Genomic DNA, 18194 nt, shown 5'->3' with positions numbered 1-18194 from the left:
GTGGGCCAGCTGATTGCGATCGAGGGTGTCGACGGCGCGGGCAAGCGCACGCTTACCGCCGCGCTGACGAAGCGCTGCGGATTGCAGGGGTTATCCGTTGCGACGCTGGATTTTCCGCGCTACGGACGCTCGGTGCATGCCGATCTCGCCGCGGAGTCGCTCAAGGGCGGGCACGGCGATGTGGTGTCCTCCGCGTACGCGATGGGACTGCTGTTCGCCCTCGACCGCCGCAGTGCGCTCGGTGAGATAGCCGAGCTGATCGCCGCGAACGATCTGGTGATACTGGATCGCTGGGTTGCGTCCAACGCTGCCTATGGCGTGGCGCGGCTGCATCAGGACGGCGGCGGCGACATGGCGCGCTGGGTCTATGAGCTTGAGTACCAACGCTTTGGCCTGCCGCATCCCGACCGGCAGGTGTTCTTGAACGTTTCCCCGGAGCTTGCTCAGCAGCGGGCGCGGCACCGCGAGCAGCAGGAGAGCGCGCGCACCCGCGATACCTATGAGCGTGATGCGGATCTGCAGTCGCGGGTCTCCGCGGCGTATGCCGATTTGGCGCAACGGAATTGGGGTGGCCCATGGGTGGTCACCGACGGCGCCGACCCGGATGCATTGGCCGAGAGGCTCCTGCGCCGAGTGTGAAGATTCGGCGGGTATTTCGCCGAATTACCGCCGTGGCTTCACACTCGACGGGTTTCACCGTAGAGGCTCACCATTCACTGGCTTCGGCCTCTTCCTCGCGGTCGACATGCCAGCGCACCGAGGAGACGGCGGGTTCCATGGATAACCGGCTCACCGCGGACTCCAGCAGCGAGTCGTTGCGCTCTTCGGCGCTCAGCTTCGCCACCACGCGCACATGCTTGCCGTCTTCGACGTCATAGGACCGCACTGATTGCAGCGCGAATTCGGGCCTGCTGACGGCCTGCACGGTGAGTGCGCGGATGTGCGCCTCGGTTTCGTCGGTGGTGGTGACCTCGAACAGGTACGCGGCCGGCCGGGCTTCGCGGCCGATGGCAGGCTGGCGATCCAGCAGATGTCCGAGCGGCCGCAACAGCACGTTGGCCAGCACGATGGCGGCGGTGCCGACTATCGCGACGTCGTACATCCCGCCGCCGGCCAGTGCCCCCACGGCGGCGGTGGCCCACATGGTGGCGGCGGTGTTCAGTCCGGTGATGGTTGCGCCCTGCTTCATGATCACGCCGGCGCCGAGGAAACCGATGCCCGAAACAATCTGTGCTGCAACGCGAGTCGGGTCGGCGCCGGGGCCGTGGAAGCTGTAGCCGCCCATGATGACGAAGAGTGTCGCACCCAGGCACACCAGCGCGTTGGTGCGCAGGCCGGCATTTTTGGCGCGCCACTGCCGTTCGATCCCGATGACGCAACCCAGGCCAAATCCCAGGGCTACGCGGATGATGACATCCCAATGACTCATGATGGGTCCTGTTCTCTTGCAGTGGCTTCGAGGTGCACACAACGGTGTGGTGCAACAAGAGCGCCTTCGAGCGCGACCCTGATGTGCGTTAGAAGGCGCTGTGGATACTCGGAGGTTGACTATCGGACATAGTCGCGTCACCTCCTAAGCGTGTGCGCAAAGCGCGCATGAACCACTGCTGAACAAAGCGCCATCATTAAACACCCGTCTGCGGTGACCGGCAAGGCGTCCGCGTGCTTCGTGGATATCCACGCCACATTGGGGGCGGGACGGCAGGATTGGTGCGTGTTCTTCGATCTGAGTGTGCGAGATTTCCTGGACCGCGCGGAGCTGGTGTATCCCGACCGCGTCGGGGTTGTCGACGAGCCGGTGCAACCGGCGCCCTCCTGGGGAGCGGTGACCTACCGGCAGCTTGCCGAGCGGGCGCGCGGGCAGGCCGCGGCACTCGACGGTCTGGGTATCGGACCGGGGGAGCGGGTCGCGATTGTCTCGCAGAACAGTGCGCGACTGCTCACCTCGTTCTTCGGGGTTTCCGGGTGGGGACGCATCCTGGTACCCGTCAACTTTCGGTTGGCTCCCGCTGAGATCGAGTACATCGTCGAGCACTCACGGGCTTCGGTACTGATAGTGGACCCGGAGGTGCGTGGGTTGCTCGACACCGTGCGCGCCACCCATAACTTCGTGCTGGGAGAGGATGACGCCGCGATATTCGGTGAAATCGGTACACCGCAGCGCGCCGATCCGAGACCCTGGTCGTGCACCGAATCAGACACCGCCACTTTGAATTACACCTCAGGAACCACGAGCCGGCCCAAAGGTGTGCAACTCACTCATCGCAACATCTGGATCAACGCAGTCGTTTTCGGGTTGCATGCCACCCTGCGTGACGACGATGTGCTGCTGCACACGTTGCCGATGTTCCACTGCAACGGGTGGGGGTGGCCGTATGCGGCGACCGGAATGGGTGGCCGGCACATCGTGCTGCGCAAGGTCGACGGTGACGAGATCTTGCGGCGTATCGCAGAGCATGGAGTCACCGTGATGTGCGCGGCGCCAACGGTCGTCGATTCTGTGCTGGACGCGGCGGCCCGTTGGCAGGGGCCCATCCCCGGCCGGGACCGGGTTCGGATAATCGTCGCGGGTGCGCCGCCCCCGACGCGCACCATCGAGCGCGTGCGTGCCGAACTCGGCTGGGAGTTCATCCAGATATACGGGCTCACCGAGACTGCACCGCTGATTACGATGAATCGCTTTCGGTCCGAGTGGGCAGATCTCGACGACCACCAGCAGGCTCGCATGCTGGGTCGCGCGGGAGCCCCGGCGATAGGTGTGCGGGTATCAATCGCCGAGGACGGTGAGGTACTCACTCAGTCGAACACGAATCTTGATGGCTACTGGGATCAGCCGGAGGCGACCACGGAAGCGTTGGCGGGCAATTGGTTTCATACCGGTGATCGCGGATCGATGTCCGACGGGTACCTGAGCATCTCGGACCGCAAGAAGGACATCATCATTACCGGCGGCGAGAACGTGTCGTCCATCGAAGTGGAAGACGCGCTGATATCTCATCCAGGGGTCCGTGAGGCTGCCGTCGTCGGAGTGCCCGACGACAAGTGGGGCGAACTGGTTACCGCTGTCGTGGTGATCTCGGTGACAGGTCCGGGGACAGATCCGCCGACCGGGCCGGATCTCATCGCGCACTGCCGGGAGCATCTGGCCGGATACAAGTGCCCCAAACGCGTCGAGTTCGTCGATTCCTTACCCAGAACCGCGACCGGGAAGATTCAGAAGTTCAGGATCCGCGAGCAGCTCGCGTGAGACTAGTTCGCAACTCGCCCCTTTGGTACCCCGGTTTTGTCACGATCTAGTGACACGATGGGCTCTATGAGGCAAAGGATCCTTGTTGTCGACGATGACGCGTCATTGGCAGAGATGCTCACCATCGTGTTGCGCGGGGAGGGCTTCGAGACGGCGGTGGTGAGCGACGGTACCCAGGCGCTCACCGCAGTCCGCGAGCTGCGTCCCGATCTAGTTCTGTTGGATCTCATGCTGCCCGGGATGAATGGCATCGACGTATGCCGGGTGCTGCGTTCCGATTCCGGTGTGCCGATCGTCATGCTGACCGCCAAGACCGACACCGTTGATGTGGTGCTCGGCCTGGAGTCGGGTGCCGACGACTACATCATGAAGCCGTTCAAGCCCAAGGAGCTCGTCGCACGTATTCGTGCCCGGTTGCGGCGCAACGACGACGAACCCGCCGAGCTGCTGAACATCGCGGGCATCGACATCGATGTTCCCGCGCACAAGGTGACGCGCGAGGGCGAGCAGATCTCCCTGACCCCGCTGGAGTTCGACCTGCTGGTGGCGCTGGCACGCAAACCGCGCCAGGTGTTTACTCGTGATGTGCTGCTCGAACAGGTGTGGGGCTACCGTCACCCGGCCGATACCCGGCTGGTGAATGTCCACGTGCAGCGGCTGCGGGCGAAGGTCGAGAAGGATCCCGAGAATCCGACCGTGGTGTTGACCGTTCGAGGAGTGGGATATAAGGCCGGACCCCCGTGATCTTCGGCTCGAAGCGGCGCATTCAGCGGCGATCGGCACCACTGGTACGCGGACTGAAGACGCTGAGTCGAGCGGTCGGGTTCACCTGGCGCCGTTCCCTGCAGGTGCGGGTGGTGGTGTCGAATTTGGCGCTGTCCTCCCTGGTCATCCTGATTCTGGGATTCGTGCTCACCAGCCAGGTGACCGGTCGCATTCTGGAGTCGAAGATTCGGGTCGCGACTGAAGAGATGGAACGCGCTCGCGTCATCGTCAGCGATGACGTCGGTGGCGAGGAGACGCGGTCGCTGCAGAGCAGCCTGGAGCTGGCCCGTAACCAGCTGCTGAACGGCAGCAAGGGATCCGAAGGCGGTGGCGCCGGAGCGTTCGACGCGGTCCTGCTGGTGCCCGGGGACGGTCCCCGCGAGGCGACGTCGGCTGGCCCCGCCACTCAGATCCCCGGCCCGCTGCGCGAATTCGTCAAGGCCGGTCAGGTCAGTTACCAGTATTCGACAGTCCACACCGAGAGCTTCTCCGGGAAAGCTCTGGTCATCGGCTCGCCGACCACGTCGAAAGTCACCGCGCTCGAGCTGTACCTGGTCTTCCCGCTGTCGAACGAGGAAAGCACGATTTCGCTGGTGCGCGGCACCATCGTCACCGGCGGTGTGGTGCTGCTGGTGCTGCTGGCGGCCGCCGCGCTGCTGGTCGCGCGCCAGGTGGTGTTGCCGGTGCGGTCGGCCTCGCGCATTGCCGAGCGATTCGCCGAAGGACATCTGTCCGAACGCATGCCGGTGCGCGGTGTCGACGACATGGCACGGCTCGCGGTGTCTTTCAACGACATGGCCGAAAGCCTCTCGCGGGAGATCACCCAGCTGGAAGAGTTCGGAAACCTGCAGCGCCGCTTCACCTCTGACGTCAGCCACGAACTGCGTACACCGTTGACCACGGTGCGCATGGCGGCCGATCTCATCTACGACAACCGTGAGGAGCTCGACCCGGCGCTGCAGCGTTCCGCCGAACTGATGGTCAACGAGCTCGACCGGTTCGAGACGCTGCTGAGTGACCTGCTGGAAATCTCGCGGCACGACGCCGGTGTGGCCGAGCTCGCCGTGGAGCAGGTGGATCTGCGCGACACCGTCAAGACCGTGGTGGCTTCGGTCAAGCACCTGGCGGACGAGCTGGACACCGAAGTAGAGCTCGACATGCCCGACAGCGAGATCATCGCCGAGGTGGATCCCCGTCGGGTGGAGCGGATTTTGCGCAACCTTGTCGCCAACGCGATCGACCACAGCGAGCACAAGCCCGTCACCATCCGGATGGCCGCCGATATCGACAGCGTCGCCGTCACCGTGCGCGATCGCGGAGTTGGACTGCGTCCCGGTGAGGAAAAGCTGGTGTTCAACCGATTCTGGCGTGCCGACCCATCGCGCAAGCGTCACTCGGGCGGCACCGGGCTGGGGTTGGCGATCAGCGTCGAGGACGCCCGGTTGCATCAGGGTCGCCTGGAGGCGTGGGGAGAACCGGGCAACGGGGCGCTTTTCCGATTGACGGTGCCGTTGGTTCGTGGGCATAAAGTGACCACGAGCCCGCTTCCGTTGAACCCGACCAGCCGTCCGAGCGCTGGTGCGCGCCGGCCGGTTTCGCGGGGAACTCAGCCAGGGGAACGGGGCATCCAGCCGGGGGAGCAGGAGACCACACCAATGCGTACCTCGGGTGCCAAGGCCGACAACGTGCGGGAGTCGTCCTGATGCGCCGCCGGGTGGCCGCGGTACTGACCGCGGTGGCGCTCGGTATCACCGGCTGTGCCGGAGTGCCGACCTCGTCCTCGCCACAGGCCATCGGCACGGTGCAACGGCCATTACCGCCAGGGATGCCGGCACCCACCCCGGGGATGGAACCCGAGACGGTGCTGCGCGAATTCTTGAAGGCGACCGCGGACCCCTCGAACAGGCACCGTGCGGCGCGCCAGTTCCTCACCGAATCCAGTTCGCGGACGTGGGATGACGCGGGCGATGCGGTGCTGATCGAGTCGCCGTCATTCGCCGACCAGCGCGGCGTCGATCGATGGACGATCAATGTGCGCGCCAACAAGTTGGGCACGCTGTCCGACATCGGGGTCTTCGAGATGCACCAGGGTGATGTTCAGGATCCCCAGTTCACGCTGGTGAAGGCCAATGGCGAATGGCGGATCGATTCGTTGCCCAATGGCGTGTTCCTTGACTGGGGGCAGTTTCAGTCCACCTATCGCCGGTACACGGTGTACTTCGCCGACCCGGCGGGTCGTACGGTCGTGCCCGATCCGCGCTATGTGGCGGTCAACGATCCCGATCTGCTGGCCACCGAGCTCGTGTACAAGCTGCTGTCCGGCCCGCGCCCGGAACTGGTTGGGGCGGTGCGCAACCACCTGAGCGGTCTGCGGTTGCGCGGCCCGCTGACCCGCGTCGACGGCAGCAGGGTGGACGTGGGGCGCGGATACGGCGGCGTGCGCGTGGAGCTGGAAGGCAACCTCACGCCCGATCAGCGGACCCGCCAGTTCCTTGCCGCGCAGGTGATTTGGACGCTCTCGCGGGCCGGTATCGCCGGGCCGTACGTCTTGCAGGTCAACGGTGCTCCTCTCGACGAGCAGTTCGCGGAAGGCTGGAGCACCCAGAACGTCGCCTCGACCGACCCCGGCGCATCGGAGGGTGCGGGGGTGGGCCTCTACGGATTGTTGAACGGGTCCATGGTGACGGTCGACCGTGATGCCGCGGCGCCCGTGCGCGGATCGTTTGGCCAAGTGGGAAACCAGGTTTCGGCTGCGCTCTCACGCAGCGGGCGTCAGATTGCCTCGGTTATCCGGGTGCAGGGCGGAGATGATCCGCAGATGTCGCTCTGGGTGGGTGCCAACGGCGCCAACGGCAGCGAGGCGGTCGGCGGTAAGACGCTGACCCGCCCGACCTGGGCGCTCGACGATGCAGTGTGGACGGTGATCGACGGCGGCCGAGTGGTCCGGATAATCCAGGAAGCCACCACGTCGATGGTGGCGGTGTTGCCCGTCGAATCATCCGCGGTGGCGGAGAAGTACAAGGGCCCCATCAGCGAATTGGCTCTATCCCGCGATGGCACGCGCGCCGCGATGATCATCGATGGCCAGGTGATCCTGGCGACGGTGATACAGACCGACAGCGGCGACTACGCCCTGGCCCATCCGCGCCGGTTGGGCTACGGACTCGGGAACTCCGCGGTGTCGCTGGCCTGGCGCACCGGCGACGACATTGCGGTGGCGCGCAACGACGGTTCACATCCGGTGGCGAACGTGAACCTCGACGGAGTGAACTCGGATCTGAACGACCAGAATCTCCTGACACCGGTCTCGACGATCGCTGCCTCGCCGGCGGCGATCTACCTCGCCGATGCGCGGGGCGTGCTGCAGCTGACGGGACTAGGCACTCCCGAAGTGCGATGGATCGAGGTACGTCCGCTCATGCTGCCGCAAGCGATTCCGGTGCTGACGGGCTAGTTGTCGGGGATCATCTCCGTGGCGAGCAGCGCCTCGGGAATTCCGAAAGCATCCACCAGGGTGCTCAGATGCGGGCGCAGCTCCTCGCACAGTTGATTGACACCGCGCCTGATGGCCTTCGCTCGTTCGGTCGAGACATGCCGGTGCATCAGGAACCAGGACAGGTCCGCCTCGAGTGTGCTGTAGACAAACAGATCGCACAGCTTCTCCAGCAGTTCCTGCGCCGACTTGCTGTCGCAGCTGTCGATCGCCTCGATGAAGGCTTCCAGCACCACCCGCTCGGTGTGGGCCGAGCCCACCTTGAGGATGTGGTCCTGTGCGGAGTTGAAGACCTCGAAGGGGTCCTCATCATCGGATTGGGCGCGCTGCATCCGGGTGGCGGCAGTGCGCAGCAGGTGATCTTCGCGATTGCGCAGCAGCCGCAGCTGGGTGCCCCTGTTGCTCAAATCGGATTCCTCGACGTCCTCGTCGGAAGAGTCCAGGATGGTCTGGATGACCTGCCGGGCCGCAGAGCGTTCCAGGATCACGTCGCGGGCCATGCCTGCGATAAACCGGGTCCAGCCCACAGCATTGAGACCACGCACATCCTCGGCGTAGGCCGACAGGAGTTCCTTGGCCACCAGCTGGGTGAGCACGGTGTTATCGCCTTCGAAGGTGGTGAACACGTCGATATCGCGGCGCAGAATGGTGAGCTGGTTTGCATCGAGGTAACCGGCCCCGCCACACGCCTCGCGGCACACGGTGATGGTGTTCTGGGCGTGCCAGCTGGTCATCGCCTTCAAACCCGCTGCGGCACTTTCCAGCTGGCGCTGCCGGTCCGCGTCCACCTCGTCGGCGGTCTGCACCTCGTGCAGTTCCTCGGTGAGCTCGTTCTGCGCGAACGCCAGTGCGTACGACCGGGCGATCAGGGGCAATAGCTTGCGCTGATGCACCAGATAGTCGGCGATGATCACCTCGTCGTCGCTGTCCGGTGTGTCAAACTGCTTGCGTACCAGGGCATATCGCGAGGCGATGGTCAGCGCCTTGCGCGCCGCCGCACCGGAGGTGGCGGCGACGCTGACTCGTCCGCGGATGAGTGTGCCCAGCATGGTGAAGAATCGCTTGTTCTCATTCTCGATGGGCGAGGTGTAGGAGCCGTCGGCGCCGACGTCCGCATATTTGTTGAGCAGGTTGGCGCGAGGCACCCGCACGTTGTCGAACACAATGCGCCCGTTGTCGACCCCGGCGAGGCCGCCCTTGTATCCGCAGTCGCTGGTGGTGATGCCGGGTAGATCATTGCCCGCCTCATCCCGGATGGGTACCACGAAGCAATGCACTCCCCGGCCGGATGCCTCCTCGCCGGGCCCGCCGGTGACGAGCTGAGCGAAAACCGCTGCCACAGTAGCGTGCTCCGCAGCGCCGCCAATGTAGTCCTTACGTGCCAGCGAGCCCTCCGAGTTCAGAACGAAGTCACCGGTCTGGCTGTCGTAGGTGGCGACGGTCTGCAGGGCCTGAACATTGGAACCATGGCCGGTCTCGGTCATGCCGAAACATCCGAGTACGTCCAGATTGATCAGCGGGACCACGTATTGCTTGTGATGGGTTGCGGTGCCGAGGTTTTCGATGGCACCGCCGAACAAGCCCCATTGCACGCCGGCCTTGACCATGAGGGACAGATCGGCATAGCCGAGCATCTCGATGCCGACGATCGCGGCTCCGACGTCGCCGGTGCCGCCGTGTTCCTTGCGGAACCCCGCGTGTGGCAAGCCATGTGGAACCAGCTCGCGCATGATGCGCAGCGATCGCGTCCGCGCCTCCTCGAGTGTCAGTGAGGGGTCGGGTAGCAGATCGGCGCGGTTCAGGTACTCACGAGCGGCATCACGTATCGGGCCGAATCGGCCGTCGAGCGCAAAGCGCAGATTCGAGGTGAGGACTTCGGGATCGGCAGGTGCTGTCCGGGTCTCCATATGCCCGAGCCTAGTCAGGTCGATCCGTCGGCTTGGCGTTCTAGGGCAAACCATTTGCTTATACCGACCAGTGGTCTAACATACCAACCAGTGGTCTATTAAGGCTGTGTGAAAGGAGATCGGGACATGAGTACTGCGTCCACCACGGTCGATCCGGCCCTGCGTACCCGCGCATTTGCGCGGGTCATCGGCCCCTTTGTCGCGACGGTCACCGCCATCATCGCTGTGCGCGCGGCAGATCTGCGCTTCCTGGGCGACAGCTTTTTCACAGAGCCGATGTGGTCGTGGCTGTTCGGTGCCCTGCTGCTGTTTTGTGGGCTGATGATCATCGCCTTCCATCAGTTTTGGCGAGGACTCGCGCCGGTGATCATCTCGTTGTTCGGATGGTTCCTGGCCCTGCGCGGATTCGTTCTGCTGGCGGTTCCTCAGCTGATGCAGAAGGGAGTCGACGCCTCGGTGCCCGCAGTCGGCCCGGTCCGTTTCTTCTTCCTGCTTCTGACGGTTGTCGGCGTGTACCTGACCTACGTCGGCTGGATCAGGAAGCGCTGACGTATGCCGCGTGTGGTGAAGCATCCAGAGGTGCGCCGGGCCGAGTTGCTCGATCTGGCGATGACTCTGTTCCTGGAACGCGGCTACGAGAAGGTGAGCCTCAACGATCTCATCGCCACCTCCGGCATGTCGAAAGGTGCTTTCTACCATTACTTTTCTTCGAAAGAGGCCCTGGTGGCCACGCTGGCGGAGCGTAGCGCCGACCAGGCCTTCGAGGTGCTGAGTCCGGTGTTCACCGAGCCGGGCATGGGGGCGTTGGAGCGGCTGAACGCCGGACTGCGCGCTAGCTACGAGGTCAAAATGGCGCTTGGTGCACCGGAGAGCATCGCGGCGATGGTGTCGATGTTCAGCCCAGAGAATCAGCCGCTGCTGCGCCGGATCTCGGCGATCTGGGAGGACAAGTTCCGTCCCGTGCTTACCGAGCTGATCACTCACGGAGTCGCCGAGGGGGTGTTCCAGACATTCGATCCCGAGGGCGTCGGCGACATGATTCAGGGCTTCGCAGCCAACATGGGCTCTACCGTGCAGAGGATCGTGGCCGCGCCGGATGCCCAGGCGCGCGCGGAGGCTATCGATGCGGCGGTCCAGCGTCAACGGCTCTACGGCATCGCCACCGACCGCATTCTCGGGCTACCCGACGGGACGGTCGACGTGCTGGACCGCCGTCAGATCGAGAGGCTGGTCGCGGCACTCTAGGCCGGGGTGAGTGCTATCCGGTCAGTCTGTCGGACCCCGCGGGCACAGTGACCCCATGCTTGATCTGGTGCTGCCACTGACCTGTGGCGGATGTGGGGCACCCGCCACCCGGTGGTGTTCGGCGTGTGCGTGTGCGTTCACCGCCGAGCCCGTGGTGGTCACGCCGCGGGTCGATCCGGGTGTGCCCGTTCTTTCGCTCGGGCGGTACGCGGGCGCTCGTCGGCAGGCGATTGTGACGATGAAGGAGCGCGGTCGCCGCGATCTCACCGCTCCGCTGGGTGCGGCATTGGCACGCGGGGTGGCGCAGCTGCTGTGCTGGCACCTCGTCGAGCAGCCGGTGACATTGGTTCCCGCTCCCACTCGATGGACGTCGGAACGCGGGCGAGGCGGTGATCCGGTGACCGCCGTGGCCGCGGTCGCTACCCGGATTCCGGGTGTGCGCCTTGCGTCCCTGCTGCGCATGAGGGTGGGGGCGCGTGATTCGGTCGGACTGTCCATTTCGGCCCGGCAGCGCAATGTGTCCGGACGCGTCGCGCTGCGCCGGGCCCGGACACCGGATACGGAATTGGTGCTGGTGGACGATGTCGTGACCACCGGCGCCACCGCTACCGAATCGGTCAGAGTGTTGAAATCGGCGGGATTTCGAGTCGCCGCCGTGCTCACGCTGACGTACTCCTAAAGATCGTATGACGATCTCGAAACGACTCTGACGAATCGGTGGCAAGGCGAGTGAACACGGACTACCGTCGGGGCCAACAAGCTATGAACGTTCCGCGCTTGGGCGGTCGAACCGCCTACCGACACGGGCGCCTGCGTCCGGTTTGGCGGAGGAGGTGGTCACCAACCCCAACGCCGGCGGGCTGCCGTCTCAGCGTTTCAGGCGACTCCGGCGTACTTCAAACATCAAACATGCGCGTCGCCAACATCTTTAGTCCCTAGCGGAAGGGTTGAGCGCAAGCGCACTCTCAGTACCGGAGGTATGAGTTGTCAAGCACATCAAAGGCATCCGTTGCACTCGAGGACGGGGAGCGGACAGCCCAGGCCGATATCGTGGTCAAGGGCCGAAACGTGGAAATCCCCGATCACTTTCGAATCTTTGTGAACGACAAACTGTCCCGTCTGGAACGTTACGACAAAACCGTTTACCTCTTTGATGTAGAACTCGAACACGAACGCAACCGGCGCCAGAAAAAGAGCTGTCAGCGCGTGGAGATCACCGCGCGGGGCCGGGGGCCAGTCGTCCGGGGCGAGGCATGTGCCGACACGTTCCACAGCGCCCTTGAAGCGGCCGCCGCCAAGCTGGAAAGCCGGTTGCGGCGAGGCCGTGACCGCCGCAAGGTTCACTACGGAGACAAGACGCCGGTATCGCTTGCCGAGGCCACCAAGGTTCTGCCCGCCGATGCCTTCACGCCACCCGCCGAGCTCAATGGCGCACACAGTCACAACGGAGCCGAGGTCGATGACGGTCACGGTCCGGGACAGATTGTGCGGACCAAAGATCACCCGGCCAAACCGATGACGGTCGACGACGCGCTCTACGAGATGGAATTGGTCGGCCATGACTTCTTCCTCTTCCACGATGAGTCCTCGGGCCGCCCGTCGGTGGTGTACCGCAGGCACGCGTACGACTACGGCCTGATACGCCTCGGGGAGTAGTAGGGCGCGCGGTTCACTCGCGCACAGGGCCCCCGCACCAGATCTGGTGTGGGGCCCTGTTACGTCGCATACTTCGGTGGTGAGTACCGCTCGCCGAAATCTCTGTGCTCTGTACGGCGTGATAGCACTGATCGCCTTGGTTGCCACCTGGTGGCACAACGTTGCGTACATCTCATCCGGGGGGAAGCTGGTCGACGTCGTGACCAGTGCGTATGCAAATCACGTCGCTGGCTCACTGACCAACGACTTGATGCTGCTCACGATCGCCGCCCTCGTCCTTATGGTTGTCGAGACCCGACGGTTGGGTATCAAACACATCTGGGTGTATATCGCGCTCTGCTTCCTTATCGCGATCAGCGTCGCGTTCCCGTTGTTCCTCATCGCCCGCGAGCGGCGCCTGGCGGCGCTGGCGGATGGCGCGACCGGCACCCAACAGTGACTGCTCGGGGAAGCTGGTGCGGGCGACGCCTACGATGGGACTCGCTGAAGTCTGACTAGTCCTAACGAGTACAGGGGTTATTGACGTGCTGTCGAAGTTGCTGCGCCTTGGTGAAGGTCGCATGGTCAAGCGTCTCAAGGGCGTGGCCGATTACGTCAACACCCTGTCCGACGACGTCGAGAAGCTCTCCGATGCCGAACTGCAGGCCAAGACCGGCGAGTTCAAGGCTCGCCTGGAAAAGGGGGAGACCCTCGACGACCTGATGCCCGAGGCATTCGCGGTCGCGCGCGAGGCGTCCTGGCGCGTGCTGAGCCAACGGCACTTTGATGTGCAGGTCATGGGTGGTGCCGCGCTGCACGCCGGAAACATCGCCGAGATGAAGACTGGTGAAGGCAAGACCCTCACCTGTGTGCTGCCCGCGTACCTGAACGCGCTGGCCGGTAAGGGCACGCACGTCGTGACCGTCAACGACTACCTGGCTAAACGTGACTCGGAGTGGATGGGCCGCGTGCACCGCTTCCTGGGGCTGGAGGTGGGCGTGATCCTGTCTCAGATGACGCCGCCGGAACGCCGCGAGGCCTACAACGCCGACATCACCTACGGCACCAACAACGAGTTCGGCTTCGACTACCTGCGCGACAATATGACCCACTCGCTCGACGAGCTGGTGCAGCGCGGACACGCCTTCGCCATCGTCGACGAGGTCGACTCGATCCTCATCGACGAAGCCCGCACCCCGCTGATCATCTCGGGTCCTGCAGACGGCGCCTCCAACTGGTACACCGAGTTCGCGCGGATCGTGCCGCTGATGGACAAGGACACCCACTACGAAGTGGACATCCGCAAGCGCACCATCGGTGTGCACGAGCTGGGTGTGGAATTCGTCGAGGACCAACTGGGCATCGACAACCTGTATGAGGCCGCCAACTCGCCGTTGGTGAGCTACCTCAACAACGCCATCAAGGCCAAGGAACTGTTCAACCGGGACAAGGACTACATCGTCCGCGACGGCGAGGTGCTGATCGTCGACGAGTTCACCGGTCGCGTGCTGCTGGGCCGGCGTTACAACGAGGGCATGCACCAGGCCATCGAGGCCAAGGAGCGAGTGGAGATCAAGGCCGAGAACCAGACGCTGGCCACGATCACCCTGCAGAATTACTTCCGCCTCTACGACAAGCTCGCCGGCATGACCGGTACCGCGCAGACCGAGGCGGCCGAGCTGCACGAGATCTACAAGCTCGGTGTGGTGTCGATCCCCACGAACCGGCCGATGGTCCGCAAGGACCAATCCGACCTCATCTACAAGACCGAGGAAGCCAAGTACATCGCCGTCGTCGACGATGTGGTGGAACGGTACGAGGCCGGCCAGCCCGTCCTGATCGGTACCACGAGTGTTGAGCGCTCCGAGTATCTTTCACGGCAGTTCACCAAGCGTCGGATTCCGCACAACGTCCTCAACGCCAAGTACCACGAGCAGGAAGCCCGCATCATCGCCGAGGCTGGGCGCCGTGGAGCCATCACGGTGGCCACCAACATGGCCGGTCGCGGCACCGACATCGTGCTGGGTGGTAACCCGGACTTCTTGGCGGATACGCATCTTCGCGAACAGGGCCTGGACCCGGTGGAGACCCCGGACGAGTACCAGGACGCCTGGGACGCGACGTTGCAGAAGTTCAAGGACGCCGCCGAGACCGAGGCCAAGGAGGTGCAGGAGGCCGGCGGCCTGTACGTGCTGGGTACCGAGCGTCACGAGTCACGGCGTATCGACAACCAGCTGCGCGGACGTTCCGGACGTCAGGGCGATCCGGGCGAGTCCCGCTTCTACCTCTCGCTGGGTGATGAATTGATGCGGCGCTTCAATGGTGCTGCGCTGGAAACGATTCTGACGCGCATGAACGTTCCCGATGATGTGCCGATCGAAGCCAAGATGGTGACCAGCGCCATCAAGAGTGCGCAGACCCAGGTCGAGCAACAGAACTTCGAGGTCCGCAAGAACGTCCTCAAGTACGACGAGGTGATGAACCAGCAGCGCAAGGTCATCTATGCCGAGCGTCGCCGCATCCTGGAGGGTGAGGATCTGCAGCCGCAGATCGAGGAGATGATCACCGACACCATCGCCGCCTACGTCGACGGCGCCACGGCCGACGGTTATCACGAGGACTGGGACTTCGAAGCGCTGTGGACCGCGCTCAAGACGCTGTACCCGGTGAGCATCAAGCCCGAGGAACTCATCGCGTCCGATACGTATGGGGAAGCCGACGAGTTGAGCCCCGCGGACCTCAAAGCGGCGTTGCTCGATGACGCCAAAAAGGCTTACAAGGCAAGGGAAGCCGAGATCGACGGGCTGGCCGGCGAGGGATCGATGCGTCAGCTGGAGCGCAACATCTTGCTCAGCGTGATCGACCGCAAGTGGCGTGAGCATCTCTACGAGATGGATTACCTCAAGGAGGGCATCGGCCTGCGGGCGATGGCGCAGCGTGATCCGCTGGTGGAGTACCAGCGTGAGGGCTACGACATGTTCACCGCCATGCTCGACGGCCTCAAGGAGGAGTCGGTTGGCTTCCTGTTCAACATCAACGTCGAGGTCCAACAGCCGGCCGACGGAACGGTCGCTCCGCAGCCGGCGCCGGAAGGGCTAGCCGAGTTCGCTTCCGCCGCAGCGCAAGCAGCGCAAGGGGAGTTGCGTGCCAAGGGGCTTGATGAGTCGACGCCAGAGCTGACGTACTCGGGTCCTGCAGAAGACGGCTCGGCGCAATCCCGGCACGAAGGCGGCGGCGCCTCGGCCTCGGGCGGCGGCACGCGGCGCGAGCGCCGGGAAGCGGCGCGCAACGCGGGACGCACCTCTAAGCCGACGAAGTCGCGCCGCAAGCGGTAGCGGCCGTCGGCGTCAGCCGAGCTGCAACGCAACCACCAGCCAGCTGCCCCGTACGGACTGGATGCGGCCGGCGAACGCCCTGACGCGTCCGCCGCGCTCGAACGTCCCGAAGATCTCTGCGGCGTCGTCCGCGCAGCGGCGCACCCGAATCTTGGACAACCGGGCAGCGGCGGTGACCGGGGTCCGCGAGGAACGTGCCATCACCGCGGACAGTGGCCCGTCACTCAGCAGCGGGCGCAGCTGGATAACCGGACGGCGCCGGTCCATGACTTCCAGCACACGGCGCATTGCGGCATCGGCGAACGCAACCGCCTGGGGCGGCGGAGACTGTTCGCGCAGATGTGTTTGACGCTCGATACCCGCTGGCCGAGTCCGTGATTGGTGCAACCTCGCCGGACGTGGCATCTGACAGGCCGGCGGCAGGCTGGCCAGCACCGGGGCCGGTTCGTAGTCGGCCACCCGAGTTACATAGCGATGAGACATTTTCCCCCTCCAGTGAAATGAGCCCCCTCATTTGCTCTGCTGGAGAGATGCAGATTGTTGCGATCATGATCGCACAGCCGGTGGTCAGGGCGCCAGGGTACGGTGAGCAAGACGTTCGGCACAGCGGCGCCGTTGGGTACAAGTGGTGAGTTTGAGGGGAAGGCGGCGCGGATTGTGGTGACCCGGTTGTCCGCGCTCGACGCATCGTTCTACTCCCGCGAGGACAGCTCTACCCCGATGCATGTCGGCTCGTTGGCGATCATCCGCAAGCCCCGCGGCGGCTTCACGTATGAGGAGCTTCTCGCGCTGGTGGAGAGCCGATTGCCGCAAGTTCCGCGCTATCGGCAGAAGGTCAAGGAGATCGGGTTCGGGCTGGCCCGGCCGGTCTGGCTCGACGATGTCGATTTCGATGTCACCTACCACATCCGGCGCTCGGCACTGCCGTCGCCGGGAAGCGATGGTCAGTTACAAGACCTGGTGGCGCGCTTGACATCTCGCCCACTGGATCGATCGCGGCCGTTGTGGGAGATGTACCTGGTGGAGGGGTTGTCCAAAAACCGCCTGGCCATCTACACCAAGACACACCAGGCCCTGGTGGATGGCCAATCCGCACTGGAACTCGGGCAGGTCATGTTCGACCGGACGGCCCGCACGCCGGACTTCGGGGAGGACATCTGGGTTCCCGGACATGAACCGAGTACGAACGAGCTGATCGCCGGCGCGGTTTCGGAATGGTTGGCGCGTCCCGGTGCCCGTCTGGAGGCGGTGCGCACCGCGGTCGCCGATGCCGCATCACTGACGGGCGAGATCGGTGAGCTGGGGGAGCGGATGGTCAAGGTGGTGCGCACCGCGGCTCGCGGTACCGCACCGCGCGGCCCGCTCAACCAGCGCGTGTCACGCAGCAGACGGTTCAGCGTGGTGACCACCAAACTGGCCGACTATCGGCGGGTGCGCGCAAAGTACGATTGCGATGTCAACGATGTGGTCTTGGCGGTAATCGCTGGGGCGCTGCGTAATTGGCTGATGAGCAGGGGGGAGCCGGTCACCACCGCCTCCACGATTCGCGCGATAGTGCCGATGTCGGTGTACCGGGACGGGGATCTGGATGTCCTCGCCGAGGGGGCCGCCACCACCGAGGTGTCGCCATTTCTCGTAGATCTCCCGGTCGGGGAGGGCAACGCCGTGGTGCGGTTGTCTCAGATCGCGCATGCCACCGAATCACACTCTGCCGCATTCAGTTTGGTGGACGTGCCGAACATGGCCGCGCTCTCGGGATTCGTGCCGCCGACCCTGCATGCACTGGCGGCCCGGGTCGCGACCACCCTGCCCAATCGGTTGTTCAATCTGTTGGTCACGAATGTTCCTGGGCCGCAAGCGCCGATGTACCTCGGCGGTGCGCGCTTGGCGGAGATCTACCCGGTACCTCCGTTGTTGCGCAATCAGGTGTTGTCGATCGGGCTGACTTCTTACAACGGCGTTGTGTACTACGGGATCAATGCTGATCGCGACGCGATGCCCGATGCCGACATGCTCCCGGTGTTGATCACCGAGGCGCTCGATGAACTGCTGGAGGCGGCGCAGTAATGCAGGTTTATATCCCGGTGACGCTCGCGATGCTGCGTGAACTGGTGGCCGATGGCGAGCTCTGGCCGGTGAACGGCACTGCTTTCGCGGTGACACCGGCGCTGCGTGAGGCCTACTCCGCAGGTGATGAGGAGGAGCTGTCCGAGGTGGCGATGCGTGAGGCGGCGATGGCCTCGCTGCGGCTGCTGGCCAACCATGATGGCGAGGATCAATTGCCGGCGCGGCGGGCGGTGCTGGTGGCCGACGCCGACGATGCCAAGCTGCGTCCCGACCTGGACGACGCGGTGGTGCGGCTGGCGGGCGCGGTACCGATGTCCGCGGTGGTGGCCGCGCACGTAGACCTGGCGCAGGCCGAGTCCGATGTGGTGCGCGCGGCCGAGGTGATCGACGCCGCAGATCTGGGCGATGAGGATGCCGAGCTGGTGGTCGGGGACGCTCAAGACCACGATCTAGCCTGGTACGCCACTCAAGAACTACCGTTCCTGCTCGACCTGCTGTAG

General features: G+C 64.4%; 16 protein-coding genes. 13 read left to right on the top strand and 3 right to left on the bottom strand.

Going from position 1 to position 18194, the window contains the following annotated elements; all coding sequences use genetic code 11:
• Complete coding sequence (locus tag AOT83_RS21300; protein WP_057964435.1) at positions 1–639, top strand: dTMP kinase; 639 nt, start codon at positions 1–3, stop codon at positions 637–639.
• Between the two features lie 67 nt (positions 640–706).
• Here the strand turns inward: AOT83_RS21300 and AOT83_RS21295 are convergent, their stop codons facing one another.
• On the bottom strand, positions 707–1429 hold the full coding sequence (locus tag AOT83_RS21295; protein ID WP_030096911.1) for an MgtC/SapB family protein: 723 nt from the start codon (positions 1427–1429) through the stop codon (positions 707–709).
• A 285-nt stretch (positions 1430–1714) separates the two neighbouring features.
• On the opposite strand from AOT83_RS21295, the gene AOT83_RS21290 reads away from it, so the two are divergent.
• The 4 genes from AOT83_RS21290 to lpqB are packed head-to-tail and all read left to right on the top strand — an operon-like array spanning position 1715 to position 7466.
• The gene (locus AOT83_RS21290; protein ID WP_057964508.1) at positions 1715–3247 is read left to right on the top strand and encodes an AMP-binding protein; all 1533 of its coding nucleotides are present in this window, start codon (positions 1715–1717) and stop codon (positions 3245–3247) included.
• A 57-nt stretch (positions 3248–3304) separates the two neighbouring features.
• Positions 3305–3991, top strand: a complete 687-nt coding sequence (mtrA, locus tag AOT83_RS21285; RefSeq protein ID WP_014850711.1) for a two-component system response regulator MtrA — start codon at positions 3305–3307, stop codon at positions 3989–3991.
• Entirely contained in the window at positions 3988–5715 is a 1728-nt protein-coding gene (gene mtrB, locus AOT83_RS21280; protein ID WP_057964434.1) for an MtrAB system histidine kinase MtrB, read from the top strand. Before mtrA ends, mtrB begins: the two co-directional genes overlap by 4 nt.
• Positions 5715–7466, top strand: coding sequence for an MtrAB system accessory lipoprotein LpqB (gene lpqB / locus AOT83_RS21275; protein ID WP_057964433.1), 1752 nt, complete (start codon positions 5715–5717; stop codon positions 7464–7466). The genes mtrB and lpqB overlap by 1 nt, the downstream gene beginning before the upstream one ends.
• On the opposite strand, the gene AOT83_RS21270 is transcribed toward lpqB, so the two are convergent.
• A complete protein-coding gene (locus AOT83_RS21270) occupies positions 7463–9412 on the bottom strand; it encodes an acyl-CoA dehydrogenase (protein WP_057964432.1) in 1950 nt (649 codons plus the stop codon). The genes lpqB and AOT83_RS21270 overlap by 4 nt on opposite strands.
• Positions 9413–9538: 126 nt before the next feature.
• On the opposite strand from AOT83_RS21270, the gene AOT83_RS21265 reads away from it, so the two are divergent.
• The 6 genes from AOT83_RS21265 (at position 9539) to secA (ending at position 15627) form a co-directional block, all read left to right on the top strand.
• The gene (locus AOT83_RS21265) at positions 9539–9961 is read left to right on the top strand and encodes a hypothetical protein (RefSeq protein WP_057964431.1); all 423 of its coding nucleotides are present in this window, start codon (positions 9539–9541) and stop codon (positions 9959–9961) included.
• 3 nt (positions 9962–9964) lie between these two features.
• A complete protein-coding gene (locus tag AOT83_RS21260) occupies positions 9965–10657 on the top strand; it encodes a TetR/AcrR family transcriptional regulator (protein ID WP_057964430.1) in 693 nt (230 codons plus the stop codon).
• 55 nt (positions 10658–10712) lie between these two features.
• Positions 10713–11336, top strand: coding sequence for a ComF family protein (locus AOT83_RS21255; protein WP_057964429.1), 624 nt, complete (start codon positions 10713–10715; stop codon positions 11334–11336).
• Positions 11337–11641: 305 nt separating this feature from the next.
• Entirely contained in the window at positions 11642–12313 is a 672-nt protein-coding gene (raiA, locus tag AOT83_RS21250) for a ribosome-associated translation inhibitor RaiA (RefSeq protein WP_030096919.1), read from the top strand.
• A gap of 79 nt (positions 12314–12392) precedes the next feature.
• Positions 12393–12752, top strand: coding sequence for a DUF2834 domain-containing protein (locus tag AOT83_RS21245; RefSeq protein WP_044105204.1), 360 nt, complete (start codon positions 12393–12395; stop codon positions 12750–12752).
• A gap of 85 nt (positions 12753–12837) precedes the next feature.
• Positions 12838–15627 (top strand): preprotein translocase subunit SecA, encoded by a 2790-nt coding sequence (gene secA / locus AOT83_RS21240; RefSeq protein ID WP_030096921.1) that lies wholly within the window; start codon positions 12838–12840, stop codon positions 15625–15627.
• 12 nt (positions 15628–15639) lie between these two features.
• Here secA and AOT83_RS21235 read toward each other — a convergent pair whose 3' ends face one another.
• The gene (locus tag AOT83_RS21235; protein WP_057964428.1) at positions 15640–16110 is read right to left on the bottom strand and encodes an Rv3235 family protein; all 471 of its coding nucleotides are present in this window, start codon (positions 16108–16110) and stop codon (positions 15640–15642) included.
• A 174-nt stretch (positions 16111–16284) separates the two neighbouring features.
• On the opposite strand from AOT83_RS21235, the gene AOT83_RS21230 reads away from it, so the two are divergent.
• Entirely contained in the window at positions 16285–17694 is a 1410-nt protein-coding gene (locus AOT83_RS21230; RefSeq protein ID WP_057964507.1) for a wax ester/triacylglycerol synthase family O-acyltransferase, read from the top strand.
• Positions 17694–18194 (top strand): hypothetical protein, encoded by a 501-nt coding sequence (locus tag AOT83_RS21225; protein WP_030096924.1) that lies wholly within the window; start codon positions 17694–17696, stop codon positions 18192–18194. Before AOT83_RS21230 ends, AOT83_RS21225 begins: the two co-directional genes overlap by 1 nt.

The sequence above is a fragment of the Mycobacteroides sp. H001 genome, from assembly GCF_001440005.1.
In the GTDB taxonomy this organism is placed as follows: Bacteria; Actinomycetota; Actinomycetes; order Mycobacteriales; family Mycobacteriaceae; genus Mycobacterium; species Mycobacterium gwanakae.
Note: the sequence above shows the minus strand (reverse complement) of the source record. Positions and strands in the feature narration are given on the sequence as shown.

Excerpts from the sequence above, each read along its gene's own strand:
- AOT83_RS21295 (WP_030096911.1), bottom strand. The coding sequence starts at position 1,429 with ATGAGTCATTGGGATGTCATCATCCGCGTAGCCCTGGGATTTGGCCTG.
- mtrA (WP_014850711.1), top strand. The coding sequence starts at position 3,305 with ATGGGCTCTATGAGGCAAAGGATCCTTGTTGTCGACGATGACGCGTCA.
- lpqB (WP_057964433.1), top strand. The coding sequence starts at position 5,715 with ATGCGCCGCCGGGTGGCCGCGGTACTGACCGCGGTGGCGCTCGGTATC.
- AOT83_RS21270 (WP_057964432.1), bottom strand. The coding sequence starts at position 9,412 with ATGGAGACCCGGACAGCACCTGCCGATCCCGAAGTCCTCACCTCGAAT.
- AOT83_RS21265 (WP_057964431.1), top strand. The coding sequence starts at position 9,539 with ATGAGTACTGCGTCCACCACGGTCGATCCGGCCCTGCGTACCCGCGCA.
- AOT83_RS21260 (WP_057964430.1), top strand. The coding sequence starts at position 9,965 with ATGCCGCGTGTGGTGAAGCATCCAGAGGTGCGCCGGGCCGAGTTGCTC.
- AOT83_RS21255 (WP_057964429.1), top strand. The coding sequence starts at position 10,713 with ATGCTTGATCTGGTGCTGCCACTGACCTGTGGCGGATGTGGGGCACCC.
- AOT83_RS21235 (WP_057964428.1), bottom strand. The coding sequence starts at position 16,110 with ATGTCTCATCGCTATGTAACTCGGGTGGCCGACTACGAACCGGCCCCG.
- AOT83_RS21225 (WP_030096924.1), top strand. The coding sequence starts at position 17,694 with ATGCAGGTTTATATCCCGGTGACGCTCGCGATGCTGCGTGAACTGGTG.